This window comes from Pseudomonas silesiensis, from assembly GCF_001661075.1.
GTDB lineage: Bacteria > Pseudomonadota > Gammaproteobacteria > Pseudomonadales > Pseudomonadaceae > Aquipseudomonas > Aquipseudomonas silesiensis.
Genome location: NZ_CP014870.1, coordinates 2,578,671 through 2,590,412, shown reverse-complemented (window position 1 = coordinate 2,590,412; position 11,742 = coordinate 2,578,671). Strand labels below are relative to the sequence as shown.

Annotated in this window: 7 protein-coding genes and 1 pseudogene; all 8 read right to left on the bottom strand. The window is 62.5% G+C overall.

Annotation, left to right across the window (positions count from 1 at the left end; genetic code table 11):
- Positions 1–215: 215 nt before the first annotated feature.
- Positions 216–944, bottom strand: a pseudogene (locus PMA3_RS11730) (SDR family NAD(P)-dependent oxidoreductase); the annotation flags it as partial.
- 11 nt (positions 945–955) lie between these two features.
- Positions 956–1,723: an SDR family oxidoreductase gene (locus PMA3_RS11725; protein WP_064677307.1), complete on the bottom strand. Its 768-nt coding sequence runs from the start codon at positions 1,721–1,723 to the stop codon at positions 956–958.
- Positions 1,724–2,289: 566 nt separating this feature from the next.
- Positions 2,290–3,525, bottom strand: coding sequence for a helix-turn-helix transcriptional regulator (locus tag PMA3_RS11720; RefSeq protein ID WP_064677306.1), 1,236 nt, complete (start codon positions 3,523–3,525; stop codon positions 2,290–2,292).
- Between the two features lie 155 nt (positions 3,526–3,680).
- Entirely contained in the window at positions 3,681–6,104 is a 2,424-nt protein-coding gene (locus PMA3_RS11715) for an efflux RND transporter permease subunit (RefSeq protein WP_064677305.1), read from the bottom strand.
- Between the two features lie 14 nt (positions 6,105–6,118).
- Positions 6,119–7,105 (bottom strand): WD40/YVTN/BNR-like repeat-containing protein, encoded by a 987-nt coding sequence (locus PMA3_RS11710; RefSeq protein ID WP_064677304.1) that lies wholly within the window; start codon positions 7,103–7,105, stop codon positions 6,119–6,121.
- Positions 7,106–7,780: 675 nt separating this feature from the next.
- Entirely contained in the window at positions 7,781–8,731 is a 951-nt protein-coding gene (locus PMA3_RS11705) for a bifunctional OB-fold nucleic acid binding domain-containing protein/MaoC family dehydratase (RefSeq protein WP_064677303.1), read from the bottom strand.
- Positions 8,732–8,735: 4 nt separating this feature from the next.
- Positions 8,736–9,947: a thiolase family protein gene (locus PMA3_RS11700; protein ID WP_064677302.1), complete on the bottom strand. Its 1,212-nt coding sequence runs from the start codon at positions 9,945–9,947 to the stop codon at positions 8,736–8,738.
- Between the two features lie 93 nt (positions 9,948–10,040).
- Positions 10,041–11,705 carry a DUF1302 domain-containing protein gene (locus PMA3_RS11695; RefSeq protein ID WP_237140713.1) on the bottom strand — a complete coding sequence of 555 codons (1,665 nt, stop codon included), beginning with the start codon at positions 11,703–11,705 and terminating at the stop codon, positions 10,041–10,043.
- Between the last annotated feature and the right edge of the window lie 37 nt (positions 11,706–11,742).

Genomic DNA, 11,742 nt, shown 5'->3' with positions numbered 1-11,742 from the left:
CTTGCCCGCGAACCAGGCACTGCGGTTCATCTGAGACACCGCGTTATCGTTCTTCGCCGGCAAGCCTGGCTCCTACAGGAGCCAGGCGCTGCGGTGCATCGTTCTTCGGGTTAACGCCAATCGGCGACGATGCCGTGTTCCAACGCAAACGGCTGCGCGGCGATGGTCCGGCGTTGAAACCCTGGCGCCTGTTCGGCGGTGGCCAGCCACAGCATCACGGCCGCCGGAACGTGAGGTGGGGCACTGCCGGCGCGCAGGGCGATCAGGCCTTTATCGCCGATGGTGGCCTTGAGGGCTTCGGTGGTGACTACGCCCGGATTGAGGGTATAGGCGCGAACGCCGGCCTCACCCAGTTCCGTAGTCAGCACCCCGGACAGTCGCGACACCGCGGCCTTGCCCGCGCCGTAGGCATAACCCCAACCGCCCTTGCCCGCCGCCACCGGTGGGTCGCTTTCGCCAGCGCCGGAGGTGACATTGATCACCACCCCGCCACCGCGCGTCACCATGTGTTCGGCCACTGCCCGAGTCAATAGAAAGGGGGTGAGGATGTAGCCCTGGAACATCCTCTCCAGGGTCTGGGCTTGCAGGTCCATGAACCCGGCGTTGAGATCACTGCCCTGGTAGATCGCATTGTTGATCAGCACGTCGATGCGTCCGTACTCGGCCAGCACCGCCGCGCAGGCAGCCAGGGCCGAAGCGCTGTCGAGCAGGTCCATCGGCACCACGAGCACCCGGCAACCGAGTTCGCGTAACGCCTCGGCAGTGCCGTTGAGGCTGCCGGCCAGCGGTGCCCCGGCAGCATCGCGCAGGGCATGTTCATGTTGTTCACCCTCGTTGAGGGTACGGGCGCTGATCGCCAGATCGAAACCGGCGCGGGCGAACGCCAGCGCCGCCTCCCGGCCGATACCACGGCTGGCGCCGGTGATGAATGCCACCTTGTTCATGTAGATTCCTTTTAGAAGCGCGAGGCGCGGACCATGGCGTCCATACCGCCATCGACGAACACCACGCTGCCATGGACAAACGATGCTTGTGGCGATTGCAGGAAGGCGACCACTGCGGCGAGCTCATCCGGGCGACCGGAGCGACCCAGGGGCGCGACGAAATCGCGGGTCGCCTGGCCAAACCGTGCATCTTCCAGCGAAGCCTGGTGTAACGGGGTTTCAACCGCGCCCGGCGCCACCACGTTCAAGCGCATGCCCTGCTTGCCCCAGTTCATGGCCAGGTTGCGGGCATGGTGACTGATGGCGTATTTAGAGGCGGCATAGGCAACGTGAGGCTGGTCGAGGGCGTTGGCCAACGCGATCGCCTGATCTTCATTACCTGCGAGCATCGCGTCAATCATCGGCTGGCCGTCGGCCCCCGAATGCGTCGCCGCCACCGAGCCGATCACCAGCGCCGCCGGTTGTTGCCCCTTGGCCAACGCCCCTCGCAGGCCGTCGAGCAACTGGCTGACGCCAAAGTAATTGACCGCCGGGATCAGGCCGCAGGTCGGCGCCGTGACACCGACCCCGGCGCAGCAGATCAGCCCGTCGAGCACCCCGCCGCTGAGTTCAAGCACTTGCGCGATGGCCGCGTCACGACCCTGCGGGGTGGACAGGTCCGCGACCACTTCGGCGTTGCTGCGATCGATACCGATGACCTGGTGCCCGGCGGCGCGCATGGCGGCGGATACGGCGGCCCCGATTCCCGAGGCACTCCCGGTGATGGCTGTAGTTGGCATGGTGATTCTCCGTGATGGGTCCCCCAGTATCGACAGGGCTATCACGCGACGGCATCGTCTGTGCGGACTACGTGTAGGAGCGAGGCTTGCCCGCGAACCGGGCACTGCTGTGTATCTGACACACCGCGTCATCGTTCTTCGCCTGTAGGAGCGAGGCTTGCCCGCGAACCGGGCACTGCTGTGTATCTGACACACCGCGTCATCGTTCTTCGCCGGCAAGCCTGGCTCCTACAGGCGAACCAGGCACTGCGGTTTATCTGACACACCGCGTCATCGTTCTTCGCCGGCAAGCCTGGCTCCTACAGGCGAACCAGGCACTGCGGTTTATCTGACACACCGCGTCATCGTTCTTCGCCTGTAGGAGCGAGGCTTGCCCGCGAACCGGGCACTGCTGTGTATCTGACACACCGCGTCATCGTTCTTCGCCGGCAAGCCTGGCTCCTACAGCGAACCGGGCACTGCTGTGTATCTGACACACCGCGTCATCGTTCTTCGCCGGCAAGCCTGGCTCCTACAGACGAACCACATGCCGTGGTGTATCTGTGGCAACGCGTTCTTCGCCGGGCTCAGGCCTGGCGATAGATAGGCACGGCCAGTTTTAGCGGCGGCACCTTGATTTTCTCACCCATCTTCAACACCAGCTTGGGTTTACCCAAGGCCACCACGCTGTTGAGCATGATGCGCACCAGCTCGGTCTGGCGTCGCACGCCGGTCTTGGAGAAGATCGAGCGCAAGTGTGCCCGCGCGGTGTTACGCCGGATATTGAGGGCCTCGGCAGCTTCTTCCAGGGACAGGCCGTTGGCCAGTTCCATGGCCAGGGCGGTTTCGGCCTTGGTCAGGTTGAACAGCTGCTTGGTCACCACTTCGCTGGCCAGGGATTTGCTCGACGCATCGCGGATGTACACCAACGCCGTCGGTTGGCCCTTCTCCTCGGCCCAGTCCAGGGACGGAATGGATTCGACCACCACACCGAGGTTGACCAGACCTGAAGGCCGCGTCACCGACATGGCCTCGGCACTTTTCGGCGCATCCGGGCAGAACGCGCCGCGAATCAAGCGTTGCAGTTCACGGTTGTCACTTGGATAGGTCGCCTCCAGGCGTCCGCCCACCAGTTTCAGGCCATCGGAACGGGCGAGAATTTCCTCGGCCACCGGGTTGATCTGCAATACGCTGCCGCTCTCGTCGAGCACCAGGGTCGCCACCGATAACCGGCTGATGGCCTGGGAATACAGCCCGCTCAGCGATTCGCTGCGGTCCAGCAGGTTATGCAATTGCGAGGCGCGGCGCAGGTGTGGCAGGAAACTGGCGCACAGCGCCCGCTCGTTGGCGCAGAAGTTGGGGGCATGTTTCGGGCGGGTGGCGCGAAAGCGCAGTTTGCCGCCGTCCGGGGTGGAAATGTCCGCACACATCACGTGATACACATCGTTGGGACCGCAGAACGCCTTGAAGTAGGCGCTGTGTTCCCATTCCGTGGAGCTCATGATGTCATCGACGGTGAACACCTTGTCCAGTGGCTGGTTGGCGAACGGCGTATTGGTCTGCGGGTAAGTCATATAACAGACGTCACCGGCACCTTCGCGATCGCCCACGAGGATCATCACGCCCGTATCGGGTTGGTCCGGCACCCGCAGGATCAGCGTGACGTAGTTGGCCTCGTAGAGTTTGAGAAAGCTTCTGAGGGCGTTGGCCATCAGTTTCGGATCCAGGGCGCCGTCGTAGATCTCGCCCACCAACTCGTTGTAGCGCGTGAGATCCAGGCCAAGGCTCGCCAGGACTTCCGGGGTCAGGACACCATCTTGCATAGTCTTTCCTCGCTCGGGTAAGGACGGTGCCCTTCCCTTGTTATTTTTATAATTTTGGCTAGTGGCCTGCGGGGGCCCCGAAAACAGGGGCCCCGCGCGTCAGTTTCCCTGTCGCCTGCCTACTCCACAATAGGCCCGGCAGGTTTATTTTTTCGCTATTGAGAATCACGCGCAGCCGGGCTTTTTTTCAGCTCAAACCTGCCTTGTGGTGCCGGGTGCTGGCGTGCCCGTTCACTGACCAACGGTCGCCCGCGATTGAACCAGGCCGCCAGCGCCGGCAAGAGGAAAATCGCCCCCAGCACGTTGACCAGGAACATGAACGACAGCAACACACCCATGTCCGCCTGGAACTTCAGCGGCGCGAAGGCCCAGGTGCAGACACCAATGGACATGGTCACGGCCGTGAACACCGCCGCCGTGCCGCGTTGGCACATGGCCTCGTAGAACGCCTCACGCAGGTTGGATCCGCGCAACATTTCATGCTGGATGCGCTCGTACAGATAAATGCCGTAGTCCACGCCCACGCCCACCCCCAACGCCATCACCGGCAAGGTGGCGACCTTCAGGCCGATCCCGAGCATGGTCATCAAGGCGTTGCACAGGATCGCGACAATTGCCAGCGGCACCAGAATGCACAGCACCGCGCGGATCGACAGGAAGGTCATCCAGCAAAACAGCGCTACTGAACCGAACAGCGCCCCCAGCATGATGATTTCGGCACGCTTGACCGCCTCGTTGGAGGCCGCCATCACCCCCACGTTGCCACCGGCCAGAAGGAATTCGACCTGCGGCGAGCTGACCTCGGCAATGATCCGCCGGGCTTCAGCGATCGTATGGCTGACCGTGCTGCCTTCGTGGTCGGCAAGGAACACCAGGATCTGCATCTGTTGGCAACCGTCGGTGACCAATCCGTCATCCGGCACATAGGCCCGCGCACCTTGACTCAGGCCACGGGGTGATCCTGGAATCGCCGCCCAACGTGGATTGCCTTCGTTATTGCCGGCGATCACCCGCTTGCCCATGTCCGCCACGCTCTGGATCGACTGTACGCCAGAGACCGTGCGCATGCGGAAATCGAAGGCTTCCACCGCACGCATCACCGTGGGCGACAGGCAGCCTTCTTCGACGCCCTTGACCTGGACGAACACCGACATCACATCGAGTCCGATGGAGTAGCTGCTGATGATCTTGCTGTTGTCCAGGTTATAGCGAGAATCGGCCCGCAGCTCCGGCGCGCCTGCACCGATATCGCCCACCGCCAGGTCGCGAGCCTTGTAGGCCCCGGCCGCCAGCAGCAACAGACTGACGGCGAATACCCCGAGGGCTGGCCCTGGCTCGGCCAGCGCCGACAAGCGCCACCACAGGCGATGCCTTCCCGCAGGACGTGATTGCGCCCGGCGCAATAGCGCAGGTTCCAGGCGCAGGTAGGAAATGATGATGGGCAGCATCAGTTTGTTGGTGATGATCATCAGCATCACGCCGATGCAGGCCGTCACCCCCAGTTCGTGGACGATGGGAATGTCGATCAACATGATCACCGCAAATCCCAGGGCGTTCATCAACAAGGCCAGGGAACCGGGAATGAAAATCTTGCAGAACGCCGAACGCGCCGCTTCCCTGGAAGTGCTGCCGGCCAGCACATCCTGCTTCCAGGCGTTGGTCATCTGCACCGCATGGGACACACCGATGGAGAAGATCAGGAACGGCACCAGGATCGACATCGGATCAATGCCCAACCCCAGCAACGGCAACAGGCCCAGCAGCCAGACCACCGGCAGCAGCGCTACCACCAGCGCCACCACGGTCAGGCGCAGGGAACGGGAATACAGCCACAGCAGCAACCCGGTAATCACGAAGGCGACGACAAAAAAGCCGATCACCGTGTTCAGCCCTTCGACCACATCGCCCACCAGTTTGGCGAAGCCGACGATGTTGATCTCAATATCGGGACTGTTGTACTTGGCGCGGATATCTTCCAGGCGCTTGGCGATGTCGACATAGGACACTGGCTGGCCGGTCTTGGGGTCAGTGTCCTGCAGGTCGGCGCGGACCATGGCTGACTTCAGGTCATTGGCCACCAGCCGGCCAACCTGTCCGGAGGCCGCCGTGTTGCTGCGTACCTGAGCCAGGTCTTCGAGGGTGCCGCTAAAGCGCGGTGGCACCACCACGTCGCCAAAAAAACCTTCCTCGGTAATTTCGATGTAGCGCACATTGGCGGTAAACAGTGACGTCACGCTGGGGCGGCTGACCCCGGAAATGAAAAACACGTCGTCGGTGACTTTGCGCAGGGTCTCGAGGTACTGGGCGTTATAGATGTCACCCTCGCCTTTCCAGCGCACGCTGACCAGGAGGCGGTTAGCGCCGGTGAAGTAGCGGCTGAACTTCAGAAAGTTGACCATGTAGGGATGGGTCACCGGAATCTGTTTGTTGAACCCCGGATCCAGTTGCGTGTGGGTGGCGCTGTAGCCCAGGCCCAGCGTCACCAGCACGAATGACAGCAGCAGGCCCTTGCGCCAGGCCATCAGATGGTCGGCGCACGTTTCGACGCAGCGCGTCACCCAGTGTTTACCTTGATTCATTGCCTGCCTCTCATTTACCGGGTGGCCTGTTTGGCCACTAGGGCAGCAACGCTGCCACCTGATCCCTGCAATACTCCGCGCTCGCCACCCACCAGCAGCCGCGAGCCAACCATCGTCGCCGAGGTCAACGTACCGAGCCCGGCCAGGCGTTCGACACCCACCAGCGCACCCTGTGCATCCAGGCGCACCACCGAGCTGCCGGCGCCGACGATCACCAGCCCCGAGTGATCGGGCAGCAGTACATGGCCGTACAACGGCAGTTGATTGCCCACGTTGATCTGGGTCCAGCTATCGCCGAAATCGTGGCTGACGAATACATGCCCGCGCATGCCGTAGGTCACCCAGTTATCCGCGCTCAGGCGCACGATGCCGAACAGCGAGCCGCTGTAGAACGCCGGCAGGGTCTGCCAGTGCTGGCCGGCGTCGGCCGTGCGCAGCACCAGGCCCTGCTCACCCACCAACATGCGCCGGCCATCGCCGCCACCGTCCATGCTGTTGAGGTGCGCGCTGTCGATGTCCAGGGACTGCGGCGTCCAGGTCTGCCCGGCATCAACGGATTGATAGAATTTGCCGAAGCTGCCGAACGCCATGATGTTGTCGCCACCGCCGGTCCAGATGCCCAGCAGCGGTTCGCCCAGGTCGCTGTCGTAACGCATTTCCTGCCAATTGCTGCCTGAGTCCAGGGAGCGCAGGATCCAGCCGTCATGCCCGACGGCCAGCAAGCGTTTTTCGTCCAGCGCCACCACGGCAGTCAGGGTGGCATTGCGTTGCGTGGCAACGCTGGCTGGCTGCCAACTGACACCCTGATCATCACTGAGCAGGATGCTGCCCCGCTCGCCCACGGCGACCACGCGCGAGCCTAGATTGAGCAGGCCGTTGATCTGCACCCGGTCCGGGCGTGTGGCCAACAGTTCCGCTTGCGGTGGGGATTTGGGGGAAAAGGTGTAGCCGATGGTCAAGGCGACCACCAGGCAAACCGCGTAGCCGATCACAGAGCGCATGAGTAATGCTCCTGTCTAAGGCACGCGTGCATAGGGCAAGTCATAGGGCCAATCCTCTTGTTCTTGTCAGGCGCCAGGGCATGCGAGGCAATCGAGATGGGTTGCCTCTGAGGGAATAGTCGGCGCTAGGCCTGGGTGACACATCGTCCAAATGGCTTATGCAATGGCGCAAATGACACAGGACGGGGGATGTGTGTGTGCGACGCATAGATGTAGGAGCGAGGCTTGCCCGCGAACCAGGCACTGCGGTTTATCTGACACACCGCGTTATCGTTATTCGCCTGTAGGAGCGAGGCTTGCCCGCGAACCAGGCACTACGGTTTATCTGACACACCGCGTTATCATTCTTCGCCTGTAGGAGCGAGGCTTGCCCGCGAACCGGGCACTACGGTTTATCTGACACACCGCGTTATCGTTATTCGCCTGTAGGAGCGAGGCTTGCCCGCGAACCAGGCACTGCGGTTTATCTGACACACCGCGTTATCGTTCTTCGCCGGCAAGCCTGGCTCCTACAGACGAACCAGGCACTGCGGTTTATCTGACACACCGCGTTATCGTTCTTCGCCTGTAGGAGCGAGGCTTGCCCGCGAACCAGGCACTGCGGTTTATCTGACACACCGCGTCATCGTTCTTCGCCGGCAAGCCTGGCTCCTACAGCGAACAGGGGTGGGGCGATCAGGCGATGTACAGGATCACCAGGTCGTTGATTACCGACGGCCGATCCTGGCCCACCACATGGGTGGTCAGTTCCAGGGTCATCTGGGTGCCACGGGCCGACAGCTCGACTTTTTTCACCCGGGCCCGCGAATGGATGCGCGAGCCGGCCGGCACAGGCGCCGGGAAGCGCAGGCGATCGGAGCCGTAGTTGATCTGGGTGGTGTAACCGCTGACCTCGAAGCCCAGCGCCAGTTTCATCCGCGACTGCAGCACCTGGACCAGCGCGCCGTGGGCGATGGTGCCGCCGAACGGACTTTGCAGGCGCGCCCGCTCCGGATCGGTATGGATCCAGTAATCGTCGCCCGACAACAGGGCAAAGGCGTCGATCAGTGCCTGGTCGACCAGCACCACGTTGCTCCAGTCGCTGAACTGCTCGCTGACCAGGGCCTGCAAGGCCGGCCCATCGTTGAGGTCGATCTGCCGGACAGGCGGTTGCTGCGACGCGACAGGCGTCGGTTCGCTGTCCAGCGCGGGCAGCGATTCAAGGCCCGCCGCATCCTTGTCCACCCCGGTAAAACGCAGCAAGCGGTTGCCCTTGGCGTCGACTTCGGCGAACACCGGCTGCAGCGGCATGCCGATGCGGATTTCGGCTTCATCAAGGCCCACCAGGTTGGTATTGATGCGCACCCCTTGGGCCAACTCGACCACCGCCAGTTTCTGCGGCATTTCATCCATAAAGTCAGGCAAGGTGGCAATGCGCGTCACGGTGTAGCTGTACAGCGTCGCGGTGCCGTCGACTTCGCGCCAGGCCAGGTCATGTTCCAGGCACACCGTGCAATGCCGGCGCGGGTAGAAGTTCCAGTGCGCACAGGCGTTGCATTGCTGAATCAACAGGCGGCGAGCCTTCAAGCCCTCCCAGAAGGGTGCGGAGATCTGCGTCGCCACCGGCATCGGTTTGTTGTTGGACATGTGCTTATGCTCCCTGAAGTATCAATGCGCCCTGCTCGCTCATCACGCCGCCGGTGCCGGAGACGTAGACGCTGTCGCAACGCCCCAGTTGGCGCTCACCGGCAGTACCGGCGATCTGCGTCACCGCCTCGATCACCTGGCTCATGCCACCGGCCGAGGCCGACTGACCGAAACTGAGTTGCCCGCCATGGGTGTTCATCGGGAAATCGCCACGCCAGGTCAGGTCGTGTTCACGCACGAACGCCATGCCCTCGCCCTTGCCGCAGAAACCGGCATCTTCCAGGGTCAGCAAGGTGGTGATGGTGTAGCAGTCGTAGATCTGCGCCGCATCGACGTCCTTGGGCTTGAGCCCGGCCATGGCAAAGGCCCGCTGTGAAGCCGGACCAATCGGCGTGTTCAGCATGTCTTCGGCATAGGACGGCGACTTGAACGCCAGGTGTTCGCCAAACCCGGTAATGAAGGCCGGACGCTTGCGCGAGCGTGCCGCCACTTCCTTGTTGGTGATGATCATCGCGGCGCCACCGGCCACCGGCATCACGATTTCCAGGACGTGCAACGGGTCTGCGACCATTTTGCTGGCCAGTACCTGTTCGATGGTCAAAGGCTGCCCGTAGAACATCGCTTGCGGATTGGCCAGGGCGTTGGTGCGCTGGTCGACGGCGATCTTGGCCATCGCCCGCTGGTCGTAGTCGTACTGTGCAGCATAACGCTGGGCGATCATCGCGTAGCCGGTGTTCTGGCCCATGTGCCCGTAAGGCAGGTCGAACTCGGCTTCGGGCGCGCCGAACGCTGTGCTGTGTCCACCGAAACGCATGGACCGGGCCATCCAGCCGGGGTCCTCGTCAGGGCCCAACGGCGCCATGCGTGCCGGGATGACGCACAGCACGGCCTGGCACAGCCCCAGTTCGATGGCCGCAGCGGCGCGCCAGACCATGCCCACCGACGTGCAGCCGCCCAGGTCGACCACTTCGGCGAAGTTCAGGCGCAGGCCCAGGTACTCGGCGGCCATCGCCGGTACGAACACCGAGGCTTCATGAAAGTGCGGGCCGTTGATTACCAGCCCGTCGAGGTCCGAGGCCTTGAGCCCGGCATCACGCAGGGCCTTGGCCGCCAGGTCGGCGACTTGCTCAAGGTGAAACATCTTGGGCGCGGTCGAGTATTTTTCCGGTTTGTATTGTGCGGTGCCAACAATGGCCGCATGCCCTTTGAGCCCCATAGTGCCTCCATGCCGAAGCGTTACGCTGCGGCCTTTTCCAGGTTGTGTTGAAAGCCCGGGCAGGTGAAAGCGACCCGGTCCTTGTGTGGTCGATCAGAAGGTGTATTTCATCGAGAACGTGGCGTAGTCGCGGTCGGCGAACGGACGGTTGACCGGGTCCGCTTCACCCAGGTAGCTGATGTACCTCAAGCCGAGTTCAAGATTGCCCAGGTACTTGAAGGTGGTGCCCGCGCTCAGGCGTCGGTCACCTCGCACCCCGGAGATGCTGCCGGACATGGGGGTAGAGCCGCTGAATACGTTGGAGAAACTGAAGGGCACTTCCAGATCCCAGCCTTGGAAAACGCCCGGATAACTGAACGATGCGCCCAGGGTGTAGGCGCTGGAAGACTTGGTGCGGAAGCCCGCGGCTGTGCTGTAGGTATAGTCATCGGAAGACGCCACTAGAGGTGTCAGGGAGGGCAGCAGGTTCACGCCTTGGAGGTTGGGCGCCGCCGAAGTGGATTCGACGCTGTCGACCTGCACACGGATGACTTCAGCAGTCAGGGTGGTCTGGCTGGCCCAGGGGCGGTTCCCCAGGATACGGATCGCCGACAGCTGCATTTGCTGGCCCTTGCCCTTGGACGGCACCGCGCCAAGGCCGGTATTGACCATCACTGGCGCACCGTCGCGGTACGACCATTCGGCGCCGACCTGGGTGTCGCCGATCTTGGTCGAGGCGGCGATGCCGGTCAGCTTGATGTCTTCGAAGTACTTGATCCGGTAACCATTGCTGACGAAGGCGTTGAGGCCACCGCCCACCGGCAGCGGGTCGTAGCCGACCAGAGCGGTGGCCGGGTTCTTGTCGTGGTAGTTGACGTGGAACAACGACACCTCGATGGCCGGTACCGGGCGGTAGCGCACCTGCACGCCCCACTGGCCGCTATCGCGCGGTTCGTCGGTGCCGCGGTAAGCGATCTTCTGGCCGTTGGCGTAGATGAACTCGCGACCGGGGCCAACCACGTCACTGCTCGACAGGTAGCTACCCACCGGCGGCAGTTCGGTGCCCTTCCATTCGTATTGCACGTATGCACCGAATGTCAGCTGGGGGTTCAGTCGGAACGAGCCGGAGAACTGGCCCACCGGCAAGAGTATTTCCTTGACTTCAACACCCGGCTGGGACGCTTTTACTGCATCGGAGGGGTTTTGTACGCCGTTCACACCCGGGTAGAACAAACTTTCGCCCCAGGACTCGATATGCCGCCCGGCCTTGACGTCGAGCATGGTGTCGTTGTCGAAGCGCCAGCCGCTGAACACATAGGCATCCAGCAGTTTGCTACGACCGCCGCTGTAGTAACGGGTGTCGCTGGTGAACTCGTCGTTGCTGCCGCTTTTGTTCACGGTGGCGGGCGAGTCATTATCGTTCCCGCTGTGGTAGACGTCGTCGTAGAAGGTACTGCCGCGCACCACGGCGCCGTAGTTGTCCTTGCGCAGGATTATTTCGCCGAGCGCACCCACGCGGTTGGTGGTCAGGCTGCCACTATCGAAGTTGCGGTTAGCGTCGTCAGCGTTGACCGTCAGCAAGCGATCGCTCTGACTGCCGGTGCGCATACCGATGCCGTAGCTGGTGGTCACCGACCAGTCCATGGTCAAACCGTTGTCGAACTCGATCGTATCGCCGGCCCATACCGGCGTGGACACCAGCGCAATCGCCGCCGCCAGGCTGCTGACCTGAAATGCGCTCGAAACCATGACCTTAGAGTTATTTTTGTTGTTGATCACACTGATTCTCCTCAAGGGCAACCGGTTGGCTGCCTGG